At 43.5% G+C, this 22,340-nt stretch carries 26 protein-coding genes; 9 read left to right on the top strand and 17 right to left on the bottom strand.

Features of this window, described 5'->3' with window-relative positions:
* Window positions 1–186: 186 nt before the first annotated feature.
* Together rph and AACT52_RS11010 are read right to left on the bottom strand one after the other, a co-directional pair.
* Window positions 187–930, bottom strand: a complete 744-nt coding sequence (gene rph, locus AACT52_RS11015; RefSeq protein ID WP_073630819.1) for a ribonuclease PH — start codon at window positions 928–930, stop codon at window positions 187–189.
* Window positions 931–1,133: 203 nt separating this feature from the next.
* The gene (locus AACT52_RS11010) at window positions 1,134–1,691 is read right to left on the bottom strand and encodes an adenylate kinase family protein (RefSeq protein ID WP_198940903.1); all 558 of its coding nucleotides are present in this window, start codon (window positions 1,689–1,691) and stop codon (window positions 1,134–1,136) included.
* Between the two features lie 461 nt (window positions 1,692–2,152).
* Between AACT52_RS11010 and AACT52_RS11005 the strand changes: the two genes are divergently transcribed.
* On the top strand, window positions 2,153–2,689 hold the full coding sequence (locus tag AACT52_RS11005) for a P-loop NTPase family protein (protein ID WP_073630815.1): 537 nt from the start codon (window positions 2,153–2,155) through the stop codon (window positions 2,687–2,689).
* Window positions 2,690–2,809: 120 nt separating this feature from the next.
* Window positions 2,810–3,409, top strand: a complete 600-nt coding sequence (dcd, locus tag AACT52_RS11000; RefSeq protein WP_073630813.1) for a dCTP deaminase — start codon at window positions 2,810–2,812, stop codon at window positions 3,407–3,409.
* A 112-nt stretch (window positions 3,410–3,521) separates the two neighbouring features.
* Here dcd and AACT52_RS10995 read toward each other — a convergent pair whose 3' ends face one another.
* Complete coding sequence (locus AACT52_RS10995) at window positions 3,522–5,048, bottom strand: thymidylate synthase (protein ID WP_073630811.1); 1,527 nt, start codon at window positions 5,046–5,048, stop codon at window positions 3,522–3,524.
* A gap of 362 nt (window positions 5,049–5,410) precedes the next feature.
* On the opposite strand from AACT52_RS10995, the gene AACT52_RS10990 reads away from it, so the two are divergent.
* The 3 genes from AACT52_RS10990 (at window position 5,411) to AACT52_RS10980 (ending at window position 6,856) form a co-directional block, all read left to right on the top strand.
* A complete protein-coding gene (locus AACT52_RS10990; RefSeq protein ID WP_073630809.1) occupies window positions 5,411–5,626 on the top strand; it encodes a chlorophyll a/b-binding protein in 216 nt (71 codons plus the stop codon).
* 183 nt (window positions 5,627–5,809) lie between these two features.
* Window positions 5,810–6,256 carry a YidH family protein gene (locus AACT52_RS10985; protein ID WP_073630807.1) on the top strand — a complete coding sequence of 149 codons (447 nt, stop codon included), beginning with the start codon at window positions 5,810–5,812 and terminating at the stop codon, window positions 6,254–6,256.
* Window positions 6,257–6,271: 15 nt separating this feature from the next.
* Window positions 6,272–6,856 (top strand): thioredoxin family protein, encoded by a 585-nt coding sequence (locus tag AACT52_RS10980; RefSeq protein ID WP_073630805.1) that lies wholly within the window; start codon window positions 6,272–6,274, stop codon window positions 6,854–6,856.
* 47 nt (window positions 6,857–6,903) lie between these two features.
* Here AACT52_RS10980 and AACT52_RS10975 read toward each other — a convergent pair whose 3' ends face one another.
* The 3 genes from AACT52_RS10975 to AACT52_RS10965 all read right to left on the bottom strand — a co-directional run bounded on the left by AACT52_RS10975 (window position 6,904) and on the right by AACT52_RS10965 (window position 9,056).
* A complete protein-coding gene (locus tag AACT52_RS10975; protein WP_198940902.1) occupies window positions 6,904–7,494 on the bottom strand; it encodes an RNA-guided endonuclease InsQ/TnpB family protein in 591 nt (196 codons plus the stop codon).
* Between the two features lie 7 nt (window positions 7,495–7,501).
* Window positions 7,502–8,188 carry an RNA-guided endonuclease InsQ/TnpB family protein gene (locus AACT52_RS10970; protein ID WP_198940901.1) on the bottom strand — a complete coding sequence of 229 codons (687 nt, stop codon included), beginning with the start codon at window positions 8,186–8,188 and terminating at the stop codon, window positions 7,502–7,504.
* A 355-nt stretch (window positions 8,189–8,543) separates the two neighbouring features.
* Entirely contained in the window at window positions 8,544–9,056 is a 513-nt protein-coding gene (locus tag AACT52_RS10965; RefSeq protein WP_073630803.1) for a hypothetical protein, read from the bottom strand.
* A 127-nt stretch (window positions 9,057–9,183) separates the two neighbouring features.
* Between AACT52_RS10965 and aroA the strand changes: the two genes are divergently transcribed.
* The gene (gene aroA, locus AACT52_RS10960) at window positions 9,184–10,530 is read left to right on the top strand and encodes a 3-phosphoshikimate 1-carboxyvinyltransferase (RefSeq protein WP_073630801.1); all 1,347 of its coding nucleotides are present in this window, start codon (window positions 9,184–9,186) and stop codon (window positions 10,528–10,530) included.
* A 63-nt stretch (window positions 10,531–10,593) separates the two neighbouring features.
* Here the strand turns inward: aroA and AACT52_RS10955 are convergent, their stop codons facing one another.
* On the bottom strand, window positions 10,594–11,580 hold the full coding sequence (locus tag AACT52_RS10955) for a glutathione S-transferase family protein (RefSeq protein WP_073630799.1): 987 nt from the start codon (window positions 11,578–11,580) through the stop codon (window positions 10,594–10,596).
* A gap of 74 nt (window positions 11,581–11,654) precedes the next feature.
* The gene (locus tag AACT52_RS10950) at window positions 11,655–12,836 is read right to left on the bottom strand and encodes an RNA-guided endonuclease InsQ/TnpB family protein (protein ID WP_073630797.1); all 1,182 of its coding nucleotides are present in this window, start codon (window positions 12,834–12,836) and stop codon (window positions 11,655–11,657) included.
* Window positions 12,837–12,892: 56 nt separating this feature from the next.
* Here AACT52_RS10950 and AACT52_RS10945 point away from each other — a divergent pair, with 56 nt between their 5' ends.
* Window positions 12,893–13,054: a ribbon-helix-helix protein, CopG family gene (locus AACT52_RS10945; protein WP_083630250.1), complete on the top strand. Its 162-nt coding sequence runs from the start codon at window positions 12,893–12,895 to the stop codon at window positions 13,052–13,054.
* Window positions 13,055–13,258: 204 nt separating this feature from the next.
* On the opposite strand, the gene gatC is transcribed toward AACT52_RS10945, so the two are convergent.
* From gatC to AACT52_RS10930, 3 genes are all read right to left on the bottom strand, one after another.
* Window positions 13,259–13,549 carry an Asp-tRNA(Asn)/Glu-tRNA(Gln) amidotransferase subunit GatC gene (gene gatC / locus AACT52_RS10940; RefSeq protein WP_073630847.1) on the bottom strand — a complete coding sequence of 97 codons (291 nt, stop codon included), beginning with the start codon at window positions 13,547–13,549 and terminating at the stop codon, window positions 13,259–13,261.
* Window positions 13,550–13,764: 215 nt separating this feature from the next.
* Window positions 13,765–14,286, bottom strand: coding sequence for a photosystem I assembly protein Ycf3 (locus tag AACT52_RS10935; protein WP_073630795.1), 522 nt, complete (start codon window positions 14,284–14,286; stop codon window positions 13,765–13,767).
* A 431-nt stretch (window positions 14,287–14,717) separates the two neighbouring features.
* A complete protein-coding gene (locus AACT52_RS10930) occupies window positions 14,718–15,410 on the bottom strand; it encodes an SOS response-associated peptidase (RefSeq protein WP_073630793.1) in 693 nt (230 codons plus the stop codon).
* A gap of 203 nt (window positions 15,411–15,613) precedes the next feature.
* Between AACT52_RS10930 and AACT52_RS10925 the strand changes: the two genes are divergently transcribed.
* Window positions 15,614–16,237, top strand: coding sequence for a glutathione S-transferase family protein (locus AACT52_RS10925; protein ID WP_073630791.1), 624 nt, complete (start codon window positions 15,614–15,616; stop codon window positions 16,235–16,237).
* Between the two features lie 333 nt (window positions 16,238–16,570).
* Here the strand turns inward: AACT52_RS10925 and AACT52_RS10920 are convergent, their stop codons facing one another.
* The 4 genes from AACT52_RS10920 to AACT52_RS10905 all read right to left on the bottom strand — a co-directional run bounded on the left by AACT52_RS10920 (window position 16,571) and on the right by AACT52_RS10905 (window position 18,665).
* The gene (locus AACT52_RS10920; protein WP_069349174.1) at window positions 16,571–16,795 is read right to left on the bottom strand and encodes a DUF167 domain-containing protein; all 225 of its coding nucleotides are present in this window, start codon (window positions 16,793–16,795) and stop codon (window positions 16,571–16,573) included.
* Window positions 16,779–17,189, bottom strand: coding sequence for a ribosomal maturation YjgA family protein (locus AACT52_RS10915; protein WP_073630787.1), 411 nt, complete (start codon window positions 17,187–17,189; stop codon window positions 16,779–16,781). Before AACT52_RS10915 ends, AACT52_RS10920 begins: the two co-directional genes overlap by 17 nt.
* 163 nt (window positions 17,190–17,352) lie before the next feature.
* Window positions 17,353–17,895, bottom strand: a complete 543-nt coding sequence (locus tag AACT52_RS10910; RefSeq protein WP_073630785.1) for a DUF2231 domain-containing protein — start codon at window positions 17,893–17,895, stop codon at window positions 17,353–17,355.
* Window positions 17,896–17,924: 29 nt separating this feature from the next.
* Window positions 17,925–18,665, bottom strand: coding sequence for an LmeA family phospholipid-binding protein (locus AACT52_RS10905; protein WP_073630783.1), 741 nt, complete (start codon window positions 18,663–18,665; stop codon window positions 17,925–17,927).
* 257 nt (window positions 18,666–18,922) lie between these two features.
* Here AACT52_RS10905 and AACT52_RS10900 point away from each other — a divergent pair, with 257 nt between their 5' ends.
* Complete coding sequence (locus AACT52_RS10900; protein WP_073630781.1) at window positions 18,923–19,972, top strand: hemerythrin domain-containing protein; 1,050 nt, start codon at window positions 18,923–18,925, stop codon at window positions 19,970–19,972.
* 113 nt (window positions 19,973–20,085) lie between these two features.
* On the opposite strand, the gene AACT52_RS10895 is transcribed toward AACT52_RS10900, so the two are convergent.
* Both AACT52_RS10895 and AACT52_RS10890 read right to left on the bottom strand, forming a co-directional pair.
* Complete coding sequence (locus tag AACT52_RS10895; RefSeq protein WP_073630779.1) at window positions 20,086–21,270, bottom strand: M20 family metallopeptidase; 1,185 nt, start codon at window positions 21,268–21,270, stop codon at window positions 20,086–20,088.
* A 209-nt stretch (window positions 21,271–21,479) separates the two neighbouring features.
* Window positions 21,480–22,043: a pentapeptide repeat-containing protein gene (locus tag AACT52_RS10890; RefSeq protein WP_073630777.1), complete on the bottom strand. Its 564-nt coding sequence runs from the start codon at window positions 22,041–22,043 to the stop codon at window positions 21,480–21,482.
* Window positions 22,044–22,340 lie beyond the last annotated feature (297 nt).

Genomic DNA, 22,340 nt, shown 5'->3' with positions numbered 1-22,340 from the left:
TCTGACAATTTCCCTTTTTACTTTTTGAAACTTTTAACATCTATGTCTATGAGTTCAACAGAGCTTGAGTGGGCAGTTGTAAAAATTGTCGCCAAATTTTAACAAAAATATTTATTAAAGTTACCAAAAAAGTGCTGTTTGCTGAGTTTTCAGCGCTGCATAATTTACACTCAGCAATCAACAGTCTCAAGAGCCCTGATACAGATCATTCCAGTCTGGGATGGCTTCTTGTTGGGCGATTAACAATTCTTGAATTCCCTTCTGGGCAAAATCTAGTAGATGATTGAGTTGAGTACGACTAAAACTACCGGATTCAGCAGTTCCCTGAACTTCAATTATCCCCAACTGCTGATTCATCACCACATTAAAATCTACCTCAGCCGTGACATCTTCGATATAATTGAGATCCAAAAATGGCTCTCCCTGCAACAACCCGACAGAAATAGCTGCTACCTGTCCAATGATGGGCGATCGCTCTAAAACTCCCTGCTGCAACAATTTTGAAATTGCGTGAGCGATCGCCACATACCCTCCTGTAATGGCTGTTGTCCTGGTTCCAGCGTCTGCTTGCAACACATCTGCATCCACAGTCAGCGTGCGTTCTCCCAGGGCACCTAAATCCACTGCTGCTCTTAAGCTACGTCCAATCAAACGTTGGATTTCTTGAGTTCGTCCAGACAACTTCATGAATTCTCGTTCTTGTCGTTGCGGCGTCGCTGACGGTAACATTCGATATTCTGCGGTTAGCCAACCTTTGCCAGTTCCTTCTAGAAACTTAGGGACTCCCTGTATGACGCTGACGCTACAAAGGACTTGAGTATCGCCACATTTTGTGAGAACGGCACCAGGAGCAAAGCGGGTGAAACCTTGCTGGAAGCTAATAGGACGTAATTGGTAGGGTTGCCGACCGTCTGGACGCTGCCAAGCCATTAAGTTTGCCTCAAAATTTGTATATACGATACAGCCGGTTACGCTTTGAGTATTACGGTTTAAGTATTTTTAAAGAACAACTTAATATTTCACATTATTGTTAAATTATCAGAAATTACCAGATAGAATTGCAAGCATTTTGAATTTTGTGGAGATAAAGCGTATTTTCTCTCAAGTATTGATTGTGAAGAGAACAACATACCCTATTCGGGGGTTGAGAGCAGAGTGACTATGTTTTGCTGCACGGCTTCTGGTAACTGGTCACCGTTGATAGTCAACAAGCGCCGACGACGGTCGTAGTATTCTAGGATGGGAATGGTACGGTCATAAAATATTTCTACACGACGCTGCACGATTTCCGGTTGGTCATCTGGAAGAGAACGCCCTAGTGAACGACTCACCATAACTGCTTGTGGGACTTGTAAATAAATTGCCCAGTCTAAATTGTGCCCTAAATTGTCCAACAAAAAGTCCAGTTGTTCAGCTTGAAACGCTGTACGGGGATAACCTTCTAACACCCAACCACGGTTAAAATCAGGCTTGTTTAACCGAGTCTGGATGAATGAAATGATCATTTCGTCCCAGACAAGTTCTCCTGTCTCCACGTATGGCTGTGCGAGATGACCGAGGTTGGTAAAGCCTGCGCTCGCATCGCGTAATATCTCACTAGTGGAGATCAGGGGGATATCAAAGTATCTGCAAAGCCCTTGTGCTTGAGTGCTTTTCCCTGAACCCGAACCTCCTAGAATCACTAATCTCACTACCATTCACTCCTGATTTTGTCAAATTCAAAACGTTATCCATCTGTTTTGCCACCGACGGGAAATTTCACTTCTCCACAATAAGATTTTCTTATGAAATTAGCTTAATCGCTGACTGTAAATATTCTTCGCGTTAAAGCGTCTGGTGTGTCTGATGGGTCTGACATAGCAATAAGCAATCAAATGGACTTGACCTCAGACTCTCACAGCCATCCTCCCTGTTCGGTTGATTGATTTGTCCTTTCAGTTACGTGTTCTCATTTTTACAACTACTTTCCGGCAAAAGGCAAGAATTTCAGTTTCCACAACTCTTGACTTCAGCATAAACCTAGTGTTTGACTAGGAATGCGGCTTGGCAAAGACATTACATATTGTCAAAAACAGCTAAATAATCCAGGTGGATTTGCCAGAACCACCCTAAGCAAAAACGCTTTATCTTTTTGTATTTTTTGAAACATTTTATGGTTGCTCAGCTAGAAACCCCAAGCTTAAATTTGACCCTCAGCTTACCATATTCCATTGAAGGGCTGGTACAAGTTTTCACTAGCTCTCATCGTAGCTTTTTTACTAGTATCATGGCTCAAGCACTGAGAATTGCTGGTCAAGGCACACCAGTGTTAATCGTACAGTTTCTTAAGGGTGGCATTCGTCAAGGACACGAAAATCCCATCCAACTGGGACAAAAATTAGATTGGATTCGCGGTGATTTGCCTCGTTGCATTGATACACCCCAGTTGGACGAAACCGAAACGAAATCCCTACAAAAGTTGTGGCAACATACACAAAAGGTCATCTTTGAGGGTAAGTATTCTCTCGTTGTATTAGATGAGCTGAGCTTAGCCATTCATTTTGGCTTAATTCCTGAAACAGAAGTTTTAGCATTGCTGACAAAACGTCCTTCCCACGTCGATATTATCCTTACAGGACCAGAAATGCCTCAATCTATTCTGGAAATAGCAGACCAAATCACCGAAATCCGTCGTAGTCATCAACCATAAACCATTTTGGGTAAAACACTAAAAAAGTAGAGTGCGTTACACTTCGTTAACGCACCCTGCCTTTCTAATGAACTATGTTCGCGCTATTCTAGTTATTTGGTTGAAATTAGCAGCACACTAGTGATTAAAAACGACATTTGGATTACTGAAAAGGCTCACAAGGGTATGATTTCGCCCTTTGAGCCAAGCCTGATTCGAGAAATAAAAATCAATGAAGATGAACCGTCGCGGCGTGTGATTAGCTACGGTTTATCTTCTTATGGGTATGATATACGCCTTTCTCCTGTTGAGTTCCGCATTTTCCGCCACATTCCTGGAACTGTAGTTGATCCCAAAAACTTTAATCCTCACAATCTCGAACCAACTCCACTTCATACGGATGCTAACGGTAGTTACTTTATACTACCTGCTCACTCGTATGGTCTGGGAGTAGCTCTAGAAATGCTAGAGGTTCCAGACAATATTACAGTGATTTGTATCGGTAAAAGCACTTATGCAAGATGTGGAATTATAGCAAATCTAACTCCTGCTGAGGCAGCATGGAGGGGTCATCTGACCTTAGAGTTTTCTAATTCTTCTAGCGCTGACTGTCGTATTTACGCCAATGAAGGCGTGGTACAATTGCTCTTTCTAGAAGGCGAACCCTGCGCTATCAGTTACGAAGCTCGTCAAGGTAAATATCAGGATCAGCCAGAAAAAGTGACTCTAGCTAGAGTTTAATTTTTACTTATTAGAACTCGGGTGCATTAACGCAGTATAATGCACCAATTTGAGATGATGCGTTTCGGTGCAGCCAGTTGAGTAAGAGCTAAAACTCATCAAGCCTATACGCCTAACGCACTGTATTGCTGATGCGTATTGGTTTATCTTGCTCATAAATTAACTCTTGTTTCATTGACAAAGCAAGTTCTGCTTTTTGCAACTCCGTCCCCAAATACATGGCATGTTCTACTTGCAAGCCCGGACAATCTGCTGCTATTTGCTGATACAGTTGTTTTGCAGACTTACCTGAATAGCAGTTAACAACTTCTCCAGAACCAGGAGTCATTTGTTCAACAAGAATTTTGCCCTCCTGCACAGCAATTACAAAACTGCCTGTGGGATCTGCATAATCTCGCTGCTGACAAATCTTTCCATACTGGGACTGAATAACTTTTTCTGCATTTTCCCAGCAGTCATCATAAATATGGGCGCTTTGACTAATGGTAATTAATGGTCCCATTTTTAATGAGTGGGTTGAGCGTCTGCATATTTCATCTCGAATATACCGTTGCAAAGCACGCAATCCCATTGCATTTGCGGGCCATGCAGAAAACATATCATTACTGCGCAAAGTCGCTGTTAAAGAGAGTTCATTATCAATTATTCTGATCCAAATATGGTTCAAGCAAGGTGGACTGTCATGAGAATCATTGCTAACATCCCATAAAGACATGACTACTCTAGCTGAATCAATATTAGTCGCTAGTTTGTCAATACAAAGTTGAATTTGGTCACGCCCAAAATGGGAGCGCAATCTCTGACCATATGTATATTTGACACCTTCTTGTTTGGGTGCATCATCTAAAATTTGGGAAACATACTCTTGAAGAAAACTACGGTCAATTGGTAAATAGTTCGGTTCTGGAAAATCAAAATTTTCTGGTTCTGAGGTGACAATTGCCATCAAATCAATCAATTCTTGCCACTGCCCATCATAAGCGGTTGGTCGAATTGTTCCCGTTGTCTTAATTCGATGAATTATCTTCACCCAAGTTTCCGCAATGGTTTTGCCTTCAATTCGATGTCCGTAACGTGGTCCTGGTAAAACAGTTGGCACGACTGTAGGCATATTAAATGTGTCGCCTGATCCCCACGGTTCTACTGGTTCTATTAACGCAAAAGACTTGACTTGATTTACAGCTTCAGTAATTGATTTTGCTTCTTTCCACTTTATAGATTGTCTTAGCTTTTCTAAAGCACTAGCTTTAACATCAATATCAATATATCCAGGAATTTTAGAATCAATTACCCAACAACGCCTCCCAGTCTCGCACAAACCTTCTTCAAAACCATTGCGGAAAAAGTCCAGCAAGCAGCCGCAGCCACCTGCGTTCTTGTCTTCCTTGGTGGCGTTGAGGACAACCAAGTAGCGCACGTGGGGATTATAAAGCAAATTGCGAATCAGTAAGTTTATCCCCCGTGTGGGCGAGTACAGTTGTCCAATGACTGCATACTCCTGAGGATGCAGATGTTTGGCGATCGCCTGCTTGAGAGTCCATCCCGTAATTACTGCTGTTTGCCCATTTCCATAAATCAGCTGATTAGGCTTATGCCGTGCCTCGTAATGAAATTGGGTTGCCTGACCCGTTTTTGTCATTGGTGGCTAAAAGTAAAAAATCAAAGTCAAAAGACTGAAGATCTTACCATGAAATCAAAATCGGCGCTAGCAAAGCGAGAAATTTTGCTCTTCTTCAGGACTACACCAGCAGATGCAGGCTACAAGGGATTTGTTTGCTCTTTGTTTCTCTGACAAAGATTGCGATTGCGCGGATCGCACTGCCGGGCAATCACTCTTTGTCCTAAACGCGATTGCCCGTTCGCGCAGCGTGCCCGTAAGGACTCAGGGCTTAGGGCAGTGGGCTAAAGCCCAATCGCCTCCTGGCTCATTTACTTTACATTCCTTAATATACCTGTTACACTTCTTTACATAGCCGCAATCATTTCATAAGGAAAATATTCATGACTGCAAGAGGTTCGATTATTGACGAAGCAGGCAAACTGAACAATTTTGCTATTGAGCCAAAGGTGTATGTTGATGCTCAAGGCGATCGCACTGGGTTTACTCCCTACGCAGAACTCATTAACGGTCGTTTAGCAATGATTGGTTTTGTATCTCTGATTGCGTTGGAAGTGTTTACAGGACATGGAATTTTTGGTTTGTTAACAAGCCTGTAGAAACTCATCTTAATCTTGGTAATTTGACATCCTCCCCAATAAGCAGCCTGACGCCGCACATCTAAGCGAAGTCAGGCTATTTTGCGTATCATACATTTGTAAAAGCTAGCCAATAGATGGAGTATGTATGTGACTTAATACGGTAGTGTTCTCTTGTGGTAATCAGGAGTACATCTGGTATTTATGAGCGAAATGCCCAAAATTGACCGTCAAAGGGAGCATCAAGCGAACGAGCGGACATTTCTGGCTTGGCTACGTACATCCATAGCATTGATTGGCTTTGGATTTGCTATTGCTCGATTTGGTCTATTTATACGCCAGCTGAATTTTACTCTGACTCAACAGCCACAAGAACCAGCGCCACATCCGTTTTTCACTTCAGAAAATTTGGGTATTTCTTTGGTCATCTTTGGTATTATTACTTTAGTTTTAGCAGCCTGGCGGTACAACCAAGTTTTTTGGCAAATTGAACAAGGAAACTATCAACCCAGTAGATTTACCGTTTGGGTAATGACTGGATTTGTGATTATGTTTGGAATTCTCAGTATTCCATTGCTCCTTTTACGAACTAAGGTGCCTTCTTCCTCGTATCGACTTCCAAATCAGCCCCATTCACGCAATTTTCGTTAATTACTCAGAATTAGTATGGCTTTAACTGCTTCAACGATGTTGTCACTGGGTACTCAAGCACCAGATTTTCACTTACCGGATGTGGTGTCTGGACAGACGATTTCCCTTTCCACCTTTGCCCAGAAGAAAGCTCTACTTGTGATGTTTATTTGTCGGCATTGCCCATTTGTCAAGCATGTAAAAGAAGAATTGGCGCAGTTGGGCAAAGATTATATTAATAAGGGTTTAGGGATAGTTGCCATTAGCACCAATGATGCCAAAAATTATCCAGATGATGCGCCTGAATTATTAAAGGCAATGGCGATAGAACTTGATTTTAACTTTCCCTTTTGCTACGACGAAAGCCAAGAAACTGCGAAAGCTTACACAGCAGCTTGCACACCAGATTTCTTTCTATTTGATGCCAAGCAGCAACTCGTTTATCGAGGACAATTGGATGAAAGCCGCCCCAGCAATGGCAAACCTGTCACAGGTGCAGATTTACGCGCAGCTATTGATGCAGTATTGGCGGATAAACCAGTTGCAGGCGAGCAAAAGCCAAGTATTGGTTGCAATATTAAGTGGAAACCTGGCAACGAACCAACTTATTTTACTGCGTGACATCCTCCCGACGCTGACACGGAGTGTACAGCGCGGGCTTCCCAATCTCACAATTGAGTATTCCTGGTTTTTCTGCCTCCCTTACGGGAGTCAGGTTTCGCCTCTGACCTAGACGAGGTTTCCCTCGCCCCCGGCAGACCGACTGCACAGGCTGTTTCCATTCCGCAGAGTCCCTGCGTACTAATAAGTTCAATCCCACGCTGGCGTATTACTTCAGCAGCAGCGTGATCTCTGTCTGTCTTGTATCCACAGAACTGGCAATAATGTATTCTTTGTGATAAGTCCTTTTTCCCAGTTTCCTCTAAGCACATCGGGCAAGTTTGGGATGTACCATTTGGGTTGACCTTGGCAAAGAATACGTCTTTCTTCCAGCACACAAATTTAAGGATATTCAGGAACTGCCCAAAGGCAGCGTCAAGAGTGTGCTTACACAGCATCCCCCTGCTCATTGCCTTCAAGTTCAAATCCTCAGCAAATATCATCCCCACATCCTTGCTGGAACAGAGATGATGCGCCGTTTTATAGTGATAATCCTTGCGTGCGGAAGCTATGTTGTTCTGGTGCTTGGCAACTTTAGAACGAGCTTTTTCGTAATTCCGTGACCGCTTGGCTTTTCTAGATAGTCGGTGTTGGAGCAATTTCAGCTTACGAATGCTTATCTACAAAAAACCTAGGTCTTCTGATAAATTCTCTATCTGAAGTTGCCAAGAATTTTTCTAGTCCTAAGTCAATCCCCACTGCTCGACCATGTGGTTGAACAGTGGGGATTTCTACGTCAGACTCAATACTGATAACGGCTTCCCATCGGACGGCTTTACGAACAAGACGTACTTGTTTGACGATAAAACCTGATGGGATCTCGCGGTGCAAATTAATTCGTACTAATCCCAATTTAGGAATTTTTATTTGCCACCCCGTAATTGCATCGGGCGCTATCTGAGGAAACAAGATTGACTTGAGTTGTCCGTACTTTTTGAATCGAGGAAAACCAAATCCTCGTTTTTGAAAAAACTCCCATGCATCATGGAGCCGTCTGATGGTAGTTTGTAGTACCTGCGACGGAACTTCCCCAAGCCTCGGATATTCTTTCTTTGCTTTAGGTAGAGAGTTCTGCTGCCGATAATATCCAGGAAATGGGGTATCCGCAGCGATAATGTACTCTGATTCTATAGAGCAGCGGTCTACTGCACCTGAGCGTGAGTTGCACCAGTCTTTAATCTCTCGTAGAGCATAGTTATAACTCCCACGACATATTTCCAACCAATCAAGAAGCTTTGCTTCCTGGGTGGCATCTGGATATATGCGATACGTGTAGTTTAGAACTAGGCTCATGAGTACTTGTTTAATCTTCGCTCACTCATTTTAACATACAAACACGATATTCTAAATGCTAGCTATAGGGGCATCGAACCCCTATAACTAGCATGAGGGGTCCATGTATCCCGACGCTGACACGCAGTGTACAGCGCGGGACTTATAGCCCCTCAAACTCCCCATTCGTTAAAGAATGTTGAAGAAGGAGTCAGAAGTCAGAAATCAGAAATCAGAATGACGCCTTAGTTCTTTGTTGTTAAATTTTTTGTGTGAGCGACATTACATATATTGTCAGAATCTACCTAATGATAGAAGAAAAATCCTCCTTTGCAAATCAAAAGTGATCGCAAAGGAGGATGTTCATGACTTGCTTTCAGTGTTTTACTTCTAAACTAAGGATGTAAGAACCTAGTTGGACTTTTCCGGCACACAATTCGTATTCCACCCGCAAATGCTCTGGTAAGAGGTGTCCGTTGAGTGTCAGGCTGCGAGTAAAATTTCGTAAGCGAATAGCTTCGCAAGGTTGTAATGACTCAGCAGGCAACCAGTAACGACTAACACCGTAAACACCCTCTTCCCAATAGTGACGGTAACTCAACTGATCATTGCCTTGCATGGTCATGATCACTCGGTATGGGGAAATCTCGAGCCACAATATCCGGGGAGTACTGGGGAGTTGAACGTTACCTTGGTGTTGGGAAATCTTGTGTGTAGAAGGAGGATTGTCTACCGCTTCACAATTTTTTACAGGCGGTGTGGACAAAAGTAGGTGAAATCTCTGGTGGTCTTTTTGATAAAGGGTCGCAGCAGCTTCAACAACAGACCTAACGGGCAGGTCTGTGGAAATGAGTGATAGGCACACGGGCTTGCGATGATGAGTAAGCATGGCAGCGATAAAGGCAAAAAGCCAATGACATGAAATGAATTACAAGAAGAAATTGATAAATATTGGTACAGCTGGCGGTACAGGGAAAGCGATAGGATACTAGCGCAGTCAACGCCAGTTTCACCTAATGTCAGCTTCTGTTATAACTGTAGAAACTAGAGAAAACGCTTCTCAAAACTTAATCATTCAGCGATCTACTTCTCAATCTCTACAAGGTCGCATCCGTGTTCCAGGTGATAAATCTATCTCTCATAGAGCCTTAATGTTGGGTGCTTTAGCCGAAGGGGAAACCCAAATTAAAGGGCTACTCTTGGGAGAAGACCCGTGTAGCACAGCAAGCTGCTTCCAAGCGATGGGGGCAGAAATTTCGGAACTAAATACGGAATTAGTGCGTGTTAAAGGCATTGGTTTAGGGAATTTGCAAGAACCAGTTGATATCTTGAACGCTGGTAACTCCGGGACGACAATACGTCTGATGCTGGGACTGTTGGCGTCTCATGCAGGGCGCTTTTTTACCGTAACGGGTGATAGTTCCTTGCGATCGCGTCCTATGTCCCGTGTTGTCAAACCATTACAACAGATGGGAGCAGAAATTTGGGGACGCAAAGGCAATACGCTTGCACCCTTAGCAGTTCAAGGAAAGTCCCTCAAACCAATTCACTACAATTCCCCCATCGCCTCCGCCCAAGTCAAATCGTGCATTCTGCTTGCAGGTTTGGCGACTGAGGGAAAAACTACCGTCACAGAACCATCACTTTCGCGCGACCACAGCGAACGGATGCTACGGGCATTTGGGGCAGACTTAGTCACTGACCCCGAAACCAACAGCGTCACCATCACTGGACCGACTCAACTTTACGGGCAAACAGTGATTGTTCCAGGGGATATCAGTTCAGCCGCTTTTTGGTTAGTGGCTGGGGCTATTGTACCAGATTCTGAGCTGGTGATTGAAAATGTTGGCGTCAATCCCAGCCGCACAGGGATTTTAGAAGCTCTCGCGATGATGGGAGCAGACATCCAACAGGAAAATCAGCGGGAGGTTGCTGGGGAACCGGTTGCTGATTTACGGGTGCGTTCGAGTCGTTTGACAAGTTGCACGATAGCAGGTGATATTATCCCCAGGTTGATTGATGAAATTCCAATTTTGGCAGTGGCGGCGGTGTTCGCTGAAGGAACCACAATTATTCGCGATGCGGCTGAGTTGCGAGTCAAAGAAAGCGATCGCATTGCTGTCATGGCGCAGCAACTCAACAAAATGGGAGCAAAGGTAACAGAATTACCCGATGGTATGGAAATTACTGGCGGAACTTCCTTGGTTGGGGCTGATGTCGATAGCCATACTGACCATCGTATTGCCATGAGTTTCGCGATCGCTGCTCTCAACGCTTCTGGTAAAACGACCATCCATCGTGCAGAAGCTGCAGCTGTTTCTTACCCAGACTTCACAAGCACCTTGCAACAAGTTTGCGGCTAAATTTTACCACAGATGAACACAGATTTTTGTTCCTATCTGTGTTCATCTGTGTGCATCTGTGGTTCATTTTCCAACCTGCACACCAGCAGGCAGTTGCTCGCGGTTGTGCGGTGCATCAAAATCAATAATCGGACCTTTCGGCACAATGCGAGTTGGGTTAACCTTAGGGTGGCTCCTGTAATAATGCCGTTTGATGTGGTCAAGGTTGCAAGTTTCTTTGACTCCCGGATGTTGGTAAAGGTCTTTGAGATAGTTCCACAGATTGGGATAATCTACGATCCGGCGTAAGTTGCACTTGAAATGCACATAGTAAACAGCATCAAAGCGAAACAGGGTCGTAAACATACACCAGTCCGCCTCAGTTATTTGTTCACCACAGAGATAGCGTTGTTTTCCTAACACTTTCTCCCAGTGGTCAAGAGCGTCAAATAGTTCCGTTACCGCCTCATCATAAGCTGATTGAGTCGTAGCAAATCCTGCCCGATACACACCGTTATTTATCGGCTGGTAAATCGCATCAATTGTCTCGTCAATAACTTTTTGCAAATCTTTTGGATAAAAGTTTACATTTTGTTTGGCGAAGGCATCAAACTCTGTATCCAACATCCGGATGATTTCGCGGGATTCATTATTGACAATTGTCTTAGTTTGTGTGTCCCACAAAACCGGAACTGTCACCCGTCCACTGTAGTTGGGGTCAGCTTTGAGATAAACTTGCCAGAGATACTGAGTTGAGTTGACTGTATCGGGAATAGATCCTGGTTCATCAGAAAATTCCCAACTGTTTTCATGAATTTCTGCCGCTACCACCGACATACCGATGACATCTTGCAGCCCTTTCAACTGGCGCAGAATTGCGGTGCGGTTTGCCCAAGGACACGCCCAAGAAATGTATAAGTGATAGCGTCCCGCTTCAGCTTTAAACCCGCTAGAACCATCAGCTGTAATTTGGTTGCGGAAAGTCGTTGAAGGACGGATAAATTTACCTTCTGAGTCTTCTTGATCGCGTTCAGATATCCACTTGCCATCCTTGAGGATTCCCAAACCCATAAATAACTGCTCCATAAAACTTATACAATGCGCTCACATTGCTGTTTATTTCTCGCTTCAACCAAGGTAGTCGGCTACTTCTTGTCTGCGAGCGTGATTTCCGGTTGAGCCAGCCGTACACGATCCATTGGTGCATTCAGCAGGTTATAAGCAGCGTTCAAGTCCCTATCTATCGTTATTGTGTGAGCTAAACACGACTTATTCTGACACTGGTAAATCCGCTCAGAAAGTTTTAGATTGTCGTGTTTGTTCCCGCAGATTGAGCACAATTTTGACGATGGATACCATCTATCAACTACCTCTACCTTAGTTCCAAAAAACTCAGCCTTGTAAATTAGTTGACGACGGAATTCGTAAAATCCTAGATCAGAAATTGCTGCTGACAGCTTCCTATTGGCTAGCATTCCTGAGACATTAAGATCTTCTATCCGAATACGGTAAAACTTACGACTTATACCTGTTGTTGTCTTATGCAGAAAGTCTTGACGCTGATTAGCTATTCGTGCGTGTTTTTTGGCAAGAGAGTCAAAAAACATATGCGCTCTATTTGACTGCTTTACCCCTTGACGACGGTTACCAAACTGCTTCTTTCGGTTCCGCCACTGCGCCTTAGATAGTTTGGTTTTCGCTTTTTTGTAAGGCTTGGGGGCTTCAACCTGAGAGCCGTCTGACAAAGTAGCAAAGCATTTCACGCCTAAGTCAATTCCCACCGATTCTTCTGGGTGATAAGTTGGTGGAATTCTATCAGCTTCTACTGCAAAAGACACGTACCATTTATTGGCTTGGCGACTAATAGTAAAAGTTTGGCTCACATAACGGCAAGGTAAAGCTTCCTTCAGGCGAAAAGTCCCTAAAGTCGGGATTTTTATTTTGTTGCCAGCGAAAGTTAAGGTTTTCCCATTGCCGTCGTAAACAGTAAACGAATCGCCGTCCTTTTTGGACTTATAAACAGGTCTCGCAGACAGCCCTTTAGACCATCTTTGATACGCTTGCCCTAAGTCCATAAAAGCCTGTTGATACACTTTGGATGAAAGTTTGTTCATCCACTGATTTTCAGGTTGTTTTTTTGTGTATCCGGTGAAGACTTTTTTTATTTCGTTTATCTGTTTAGCAATACTTGCTTTTACCCCAAAAGCGTATAAATTCTGTGTTAACGCCAAGCCGTAGTTGTAGACAAAACGTGCATAGCCAGAATGCTTTCGCATCAAAGTTCGCTCTTTGTTATTTAGTTTTAGCTCTACTTTGATGGCGTACATTGCTGGTTTTGTCCTTTTGTTCTAAATTATTGTACGGACAATTGTACGGTAAGTCAATGGCTAAACAAACGGAAAGAATAGAAATTCGAGTTACGGCGGACGAATTAAAAACGTTAGATGCATATTGTCAAACGGTTGATTTGAATAGAAGTGAAGTGCTACGAGAGTATATTCAATCTTTGAAGAAAAAGGTCAAAAATATAAATCGCGAAGTTTAGCTTTGTTCAGAGTATCCCAGGAATTTAGTGTTTAGGACGTACTCCTTGATCATTAGTCATTAGTCATTAGTCCTTCGTCATTGGCTATTTGCATACGGACAAAGGACCCTTCGGGTATCTCCTCCGCAGAGGCTGCGCCAACGCCAGTTGCCGTGACAGTTGGAAACACTCCGCATGCTGCGCTGACTCACAAAGGACTAATGACTATTCTTCGTTTAGGATTTTAGGCACTTTGAAAAAGTCGCCTTCTTGTTGAGGGGCACTCTGGAGAATGTCTTCGCGGTTGGGATAAGGTTGCAGCTCATCTGCGCGTGTGACATTGCTCACATCAATTGCCCGTGCTGTCGGTGGCACATTATTGACATCCAATTCACTCAGTTGTTCAAAATAGTCAAGAATACTTGCTAACTGAGTTGTGAATTTCTCTTCTTCTTCGGGTGTTAACTCTAAACGGGCGAGATGAGCTACTTTGCGAACTTGTTCACTGTCTATCATGGTTAGTCCTTGGTCATTAGTCATTAGTCATTAGTCATTAGTGAGTCCAGTGCTGTTCGCGTAGCGTGGCACGAAGTGCCGAATGAGGGTTTCCCGACCTAGGCAACTGGCGTTCGCAAACGCGAGTGCGTGCGACCTCATGCGTGGAGGTATGCCAGTCGCCGTGACAGTTGGAAACACTCCGCATGCTGCGCTGGCTCACAAATGACTAACGACTACAACAATATGTCAATTTGAGAACGCCCAGTAGTTTTCAGCCAGTTTTGGGCTTCGATGTAGTTGTTGGGAGCCATGCGAATAGCTGTAATCCAATAATCGGCGGCTTTGTCGAACAGTGCTTCTCCCAAGTCGTCGTCTCCTGCTTCCTTGGCTTTTTCTCCCTGATAGTGCAAAATGACCGCGATGTTGTTCAAGGCTTGGATTAGGCGCGGGTTGCACTCAAGAGCCTGGTGATATAACTCTAGTGCCTTTTCGTATTCGGCGTTGCTAGCATAAATGAGCCCCATATTGTACAGGATATAGCTGCGATCGTTGGGATCTTCCTCTAGTGTTAGGGCTTCTGTGTAGTTTTCCAAAGCTTCGGCGTATTCTCCGTCTGCCTGCGCTGACATACCATCTCGGTAGTAGGCAAAAGCTTCTTTGGCTTGTTTATTGGTTGGCAAAACCTTGAGGATCATATCTGCCATGACCGTAAAGGTTTTGTCAATAAAGTTATTGTTTTTCTGGCTTCTTGACATAAGGGTTAGTAATTGTAACTCGATTTCTGTACACATCTATACAAAAATCATCATTTTGTATAGATGTGTATCAATGGCATATTCTGCCAACCCCTTGCGGGTAACGTTTGCCTCGTCAATGTTCAAATGGCTTGTTAGGAAGACAGCACTACAGCTATAAACCAGTTTACTGATTACTTAACTGCCTTCGACAGAGCTACAAGCTGGCGTTGACTTGTAGGTGTCATGACCAATCGAACGTAGCCATAAATGGCTTAGACTGCACGCTCCGACTTTGTACAGCTTTGTCTATATTTGACTAGTTCTGTATAGGTTTTTCGGAGCGGCTTATGTGATAGGTTTGCCACAATCATGACTGCGGACTCGGTTCATCGCAAGCGCTCTTTGCGCTCACTACAAGCTAATGTAACTGATTGGTAGCTCATTGCGAGTTACAAAGGCTTAATACAATCTGGACTATTGTGATGCGGGCTGTTGACCAGTGTACTGACTGGGTAAGCCATCATCGCCTCTGATGGGTACGGGTGCAATAGCTGCTGTAGTGGTTCAGGTGTTTGCACTTGGGGATCTAACCACAAATCATAATCCTGCGGTTGAAGAATCACTGGCATACGTTCGTGGATCGGTTGCAGTAATTCGTTGCACTTCGTAGTCAAAATTGTACATGAGGTGATTTCCTCTCCTTGAGGCGATCGCGCTTCGCGTGCCGGAGGCAATCGCCATTGCTCCCACAAGCCTGCAAAGCCAAAAGTTTTTCCTTCTTGCAGATGAAAATAATATGGTTGTTTCTTGCCTTCTTTTGTCTGCCACTCGTAAAATCCATCTGCCACCACCAAACAGCGACGGTGCTTGAATGCAGAGCGAAAAGCTGGTTTTTCTGCCGCTGTTTCTGCCCTAGCGTTGATCAGCTTTGCTCCCATTCCTAGGTCTTTAGCCCAAGAGGGAATCAACCCCCAGCGTAACTTTTGAAATTCACGCTGCTTGCTTTCTGGGTTGTACAAGACTGCCGCCACCATTTGCGTGGGAGCAATGTTATATTGCGGCTCTAGGTCGGGAATTTTGTTTACATGGAAGGTTTGGTATATAGCTTCTGCTGTTTGGCTCAAAGTAAATCTTCCACACATATTTTTTCCTCGACCACCAATTAAAATTAAACACCCAAATACTGCAACAAATATTACTTTTAATTTTTATCTTTCAGAGAATTCTGTATCGTACTAAAATGCTATATATCTACTGATTTTATCATATCCATTTGTCTTTTTCGATGAGATGCTGTATTTTTACTGCATGATTAATCAACCATTTCATCCCTATTTTTTTTGGCATGGAAATCCTGCGTTTGTATGATTTTTTACCCTCAGGCAATGGCTACAAGATTCGTCTTTTATTGACACAAATGGGTATGCCTTTTGAAAGGGTAGAGGTTAATATCACTAAAGCTGAATCTCGAACGCCAGAATTTTTAAGTAAAAATCCAAACGGAAGAATTCCGGTTTTGGAAGTAGAACCAGGGAAATATTTAGCAGAATCAAATGCGATCATGGTGTATCTGAGTGAAGGGACAGAATTTTTACCTTATGACCGTTTTTTACGAGCCCAAGTTCTGCAATGGCTATTCTTTGAACAGTACAGCCATGAGCCTTATATTGCTACATCGAGATTTTGGATTTCTATTCTAGGTAAAGCTCAGCAATACCATGAAGCCATAGAGCAAAAACGTGAACCTGGTTACGCAGCTCTTAGGGTGATGGAAAAACATTTATCAAAGCGTACTTTTTTCGTAGGAGAGCGTTATACGATTGCTGATATTAGCTTATTTGCTTACACTCATGTAGCTGATGAAGGGGGATTTGATTTGGCACACTTTCCTGCTATCCAAGCTTGGATAGAGCGAGTGAAAGCAGAACCCAGGTATATCAGTATTACGGAAGAATTGAAGCCTTGGTAATTTTGCTTTCAAAACAATTAATTCCATGTATAGCTGGCGTCTCTCCCGTCCTCCTCTAGGGCGGGTTTTTCAATCCACCTATTGCATGCGAAAGTCAATTTTTGGAATATCAAACTACAAATGGACACAGATAAATTATCTATGTTTATCTGCGTCCAATGCTTTGTGCATCTGCGGTTCCAAATAGCCCGAAACCGGATTTTTGCCAGAAATATAATTATGAATAAAGTTACCACCGAAAAATAAAAATCCTTCTTCCCTTGTCCCCTTATTTATTTTTAAGTGAAGTCTAATTTTGTAAAGTGCGTGCCCGTAGGGCATATTTTGAATTGCTTAATCTGTGTCAATTTCAACCAGCTTTTGCCGAGAAGATAAACCTGACTTAATTGTGATATGGGATTTTGGCACATCAAATTTTTCAGCTAGTAGTTTAATTAACTCTTCATTAGCCTTACCATCTACAGGGGGGGATTTTAAATGCACGCTAAGACTGCCGTCAGCTTGTTCCTCAATCTTTTGAACTTTTGAATTCGGTTTCACTTTAACTTTTTTTTGCATAACCTTGTGCTTGCAATTGTCGTAACCACAACCAACCCAAAACACAACCCAACACGTAATGAGGAAAATCCCACCAAGCAAAGGTGGTTCCAATTAACCATTTACCTATCAACGTAGCGCGAAACTGCTCTAATAAAGGTGGATGCCATAATTGCATGAATTCCAGTATGCAGGTGATGATAAATACCCAGAGAGGAATTTGCCTCACTGCTGCCCGACTCCTAAAAAAGACAAATGCCAGCAAGCACCAAAATATTTCGTAAAAGACTGCGGCTCCGTAATCATTAAACCACTTATGGGCAAAACCAGTGTAGTACTTAAAGAAAAAGCCCATCGCTATAACGATGAGCAAGGAGGGGATAATATAAAAGCTTTGAGTTTGTTTTGATAGCATTTTTTAGGAACTAGGGACTAAAGAAGATTTTAGCCCTTGCACCAAAGCTTTTTGTGTTGCATGCGAAATCTAAAATATCGTCAAAGAAGAAGCAGGATGCAGGGTGCAAGGCGGAAAATTCCTCTCCCCCTCTCCCTACTCCTTTCTCCTCTGCTTCTTCTAGTTAGGGGTATCTTCTGCTACCAGCACCTACGACACCAATTTTATGGCGATAGGATAGTTCGGCACCGAACCAGCCAGAAGCACTCGTCAGGGTACCAACAATGAGTGAGATTATAAGTCCCCAAGGTAATATTGCTGATGCAGGATCTCCCAGACGCAAGATGAAGTTGACAAGTGTCAAAACTAGGATACTCACGTTAAGAATCATGTGCGCCCAGCCTGCCTTGCGCTTGCGGACTCGTTCAATTTGCAAAAAGTCGCTCATGCCAATTAGGGCTGCTACCACGCCTGCAACCAATCCGAGTCCAATTAACCACAGCGAAGCCCTTGCCCAAAAGAAATCGCGAGTTAACCAGTAGCCGAAGTCGCTCCCCAAGGCAGCGGCTAAAAAGGCTATGGGAAAGATGACACTCAGGGGGTGCAAGGGATGCCCTGCGATCGCAACTGTGCTAGGTACACCAGTGTCGTTATACTCTCTATCGTCACTTTCAATAACTGGTGGCAGATTTGGGAACGGTGTCGAAGCTCTCTCTGTAGTTTCCATAATTTTTAGTATTCTTTTGTATTCTGATTTTATGCGGAGGGAATTTGCTCCACGTAAGCTTCAGCTTGCATTATCAGTTTACCTGTTTCTATTTGGAGTTGCTTAACTCGTAGGCTCATTCCTTCTAAATCAAAGTTACTGAGATTCAAAATTTCGCTCGTTGCATCTATCAAAGCTTTTGTCAAATCTGGCGATATTTCGTTTGTGTCACCATACTCAACATTTTCTAGAGAAACTGTTTGTCCGTTAGCACCCACTTTGGGTACTGCGGAAAAAGCGACTTGGTGAGTTTCATTAGTTTCTCTTAATAGAATCGAGGCGCTTATTGCAACTTTACTATTACCAGGTAAACGAAAATCTACCTGTTGAGGAACAATCGTCACTAATTGCCCGTTAACGTGAATTTTCTGGCTTTGCAGTTGTGAACCGACATACTCTGAATTGAAGGCACGGTTGATATCGTCTTGCGTCAAAACAACCCGCGTACTGCCTTTAGTTGGCTTGGTGAGTTCAATTTTACCAAAAGCTACACTCAGGGGATTGATGGCGACGTTACCCATTTGCATTTCCAACTCCTCTACCCGGAGGTCTTTTTGCATGACCAATCCTTCGCCTTCAATTTTGACTGAATCAACCTCTCCCCCAAGCAGTTTCAGTGGGTCTGTTTTGACATCTACATCCAAATTTTCTACTTCATCTAACTGGCTAGATATTCCTATTTCTGCGGCCTTATTGAGTGCCTGCTCTCCCAGCCCCTGATTATCGGGCATTATGACTTTATCTCCTATTTAACCATCCTTGCGTCAATCTAGAAAATTGGCATAAGAAATTTATCTATCTGGCGATGGAGCATAGGTACATCCCCTATCTACCTAAAAGTATATATAAATATTTTTGAAGTTTCATCTCATTTTTCTACCCGAAGTTTTGCAGCCTATCGGTCAAAAGAAAGATGGAACCGACTTGATTCTTGTGCAAATTTGAGAGTAGAAATGAACACGAAAAACTTCCAGAGGGGAACCAGAAAATGGTTACAACATTAGACGATACCAAGCGTTCTGCTATTGCCATTAAGCTGGCAGATATGAAAGCGATTCAAAACTTGCTTATCGAAAATGAAGAACAGTTGATCAGACAAGTCAACGACCAAGAAATCGCTCAGCGCCTCCGGGACTTTCTCGAAGATGACAGAAAAAATCTGGGTGTTCTGGAAACTGTAATCGGTCAGTATGGCATCCAAGCGGAGCCAGAAAAAACCGTTACACAATTGATTCAAAAGGTTCGTGAATTGCAGCAAAGCTCTGAGCTGAGCGTGTACGAAAAAGTATTTCAACATGAATTGCTGAAGCACCAGCAAGTCATGACCGGCTTGACAATTCACAAAGCAGCACAAAAAGTTGGTGCTGACGTGTTGCTGGCAATTGGACCTCTCAACACCATCAACTTTGAGAACCGCGCTCACCAAGAGCAACTCAAAGGCGTTCTGGAAATTTTGGGTGTTCGCGAACTGACCGGACAAGAAGCGGATCAAGGTATTTGGGCACGCGTTCAAGACGCTATGGCTGCAGTAAGTGGCGTGGTAGGTAGCGCTGTTACCCAAACCACTGACAAGAAGGATCTCAACATCCAGGATGTAATCCGCTTGGATCACAACAAGGTAAATACCCTGTTCACCGAACTGTTGGCAAGCCAAGATCCACAAAAGATTCAAGAGTACTTCGGTCAAATCTACAAGGATCTGAGTGCTCACGCTGAAGCTGAAGAGCAAGTCGTCTACCCCAGAGTACGTCCTTTCTACGGTCAGAACGATACTCAAGAACTGTATGACGAGCAAGCTGAAATGAAGCGGATGTTGGAGGAAATTAAGGCTATCAACCCCTCTAACATGGATCAATTCAAAGGTAAAATTAAACAGCTCATGGATGCTGTTGGCGACCACATTCGTCAAGAAGAAAGCACAATGTTCGCTGCTATTCGCAACAACTTGAGCACCGAGCAAAGCGAGCAACTTGCTACAGAATTCAAAGCTGCTAAGACCCAGATTCAACAAAAACAGGGCGTTGTTAGCTCTAAGTAGTTGGTAGGAATCACTAGACGCAAAAATTTGCGTCTGGTGATCACTCTCGCTCTAATAGCTACTCCCAGCACCAAGTGATGGGAGTTTTGTTGTATTTATTTGAGTGTTTTCGTTTAACAATTCTGATGCCAGTATTTATAAACCGTATACGCCATAGTGACAACCCCAGTGATAATCGCAGATTCATCAACTTCAAACAGGGGATGGTGTAACGGGTAATTCAGGATTCTATCTCTGAAACCTACACCCAAGCGAAACATCGAACCGGGAGCTTTTTCTAAATAAACAGAAAAATCTTCAGCACCAAGGGAGGGTTCGGGTAACACTTGGACGCGATCGCTACCCCATGCTTCCTCTGCTGCTGACTGCAACAACTGCGTTAGGAAATAATCGTTTTGCACGCTAGGGACACCCTGGCGATAATTCACCTGATATTTTGCGCCGTAAGAATAGCAGACGTTAGCGACGATTTTTTCAATCCAATTTGGTAAATTGGCACGGGTTTCCGGATGCAGAGAACGCACAGTTCCCAACAACTGCACTTTATCAGCAATCACATTGGGCGCTCTACCACCCTCAATTTTCCCGATGCTCAATACTACTGGACGTAAAGGATTTTGTGTCCGGCTAATCGCTTGTTGCAGTGTAGTTATGACTTGCGAAGCAATCCAGATAGCATCTACCGCCTCATGAGGACGAGCGCCATGTCCTGATTCCCCGATAATGATAATCTCTAAATCATCAGCCGCCGCCGTCAAAGCGCCGTAACGCACACCAATCGAACCTGCGGGTATAGAGGGGAATACATGAAGACTCAGTATATTTGAAACCTCGTCCATGGCCCCATCGTTCACCATCCAAGAAGCGCCTTGAGCAATTTCCTCTGCTGCTTGAAATAAAAACCGCACCCGACCAGGTAACTCCTCTGCCATCTGAGACAGAACCATTGCCGTTCCCAAACCAACTGTGGTATGGACATCATGACCACAGGCATGCATGATACCTTGTGAGCGAGAGGCAAACTCTAAACAAGTGCGTTCTATAATTGGCAACGCATCCATATCGGTACGAATTGCCAATAAACGCTCATCTTTGCCAGTACCTTGTAGTTCTCCGATGACCCCGGTTTTACCCACTCCCTCTTGTACGTGAAGACCACTAGAAGATAAAACACCAGAAACAAAGGCAGATGTTTGGTATTCTTCACCACTGAGTTCTGGGTGAGAGTGGATATGACGGCGAATTTCAATTAAGCGGGGTGCCAGTTTTGTTGCTAAGTCTTTAATACGAGTAAGCATTGGTGAATTAAGTTACATACTGTTTTGGCATTTTTCTCATCATAAAGAAATGTTAACCAACTGCTGATTTAACTTCCATATTTTTTGCAAGTCGGGCTAGGGGACAAGGAAAAAGAGGAGGAACAGAGGGAGGTAATGAGAGAGGGAGGGGATGAGAGAGGGAGGGAAACTTGTCTCACTCCTTCACTCCCTCACTCCCCCACTCCTCCTCACTCGCTGTAGCAAGTTGAACCAGGAACCTTCTCAGTTCTGAACTTGTCACATTCTTTTTGAGTTTCACGCTGTAACGACCACCAATAGGGTTTGTTAGAAGTGACGACGCCTGTAGGCATTGTTGTCAGCCGGAAGTTTGCACCCCGGAAGTTTGTGTATTGCAATTTAGCTCCTTTAAGATTAGCCGCTTCCAAATTGGTACTTATGAACCCAGCAGCACTCAAATCGGCATTTTCCAGGGATGCGGATTTGAGATTCGCACCTGTTAAGGAAGCGCCCTTGAGATTCGCGGAAGTTAATACCGCTGTTTCTAGATTGGCACCCGTGAGATCCGCATTTGAGAGATTTGCCTGAGATAAATTAGCACCTTTTAAATTTGCATCTCGTAAATTTACTTTATTTAAATTAGCTTGAGATAAGTCAGCACCACTTAAATCACAACGCGGACAAGTATTGGTTGTTTTCAAGAGTTCCAAGTCTTGCTCATTAAGTGCAAAGGCTTGTGCTGTCAACCCAAAAAAGGTGAACAGGACAGTAGTAACGACAATCTTAATGTTCATATTTTTACAGATAGACTCAAGTTAGAAAATTTGGACGAATATGTACTGTTATACTTACATATAGGACTAGTTTAAAAAATAGTAAAAATAAAGAACTAATAAAGAAGTTGTTAAATTTGCGTAAATTGTTATAATTACACTGTTCAAAAGTGAACATGGTTAATACAATAGAAACATCTTGAGACTTATACAGAAACTCTATAGACTACGACTTATTTGTTCCCCCCGAGCCTGATATATGAAGGGCTGGGGGGAAATTATTTTTAGCCCGCGCTTTTCGCTTCGCTAAAATCTTTC

The organism is Scytonema sp. HK-05 (genome assembly GCF_963872035.1).
In the GTDB taxonomy this organism is placed as follows: domain Bacteria; phylum Cyanobacteriota; class Cyanobacteriia; order Cyanobacteriales; family Nostocaceae; genus Kalymmatonema.
The sequence above is the reverse complement of the archived record's forward strand: the minus strand, read 5'-3'. Positions and strand labels throughout refer to the sequence as shown.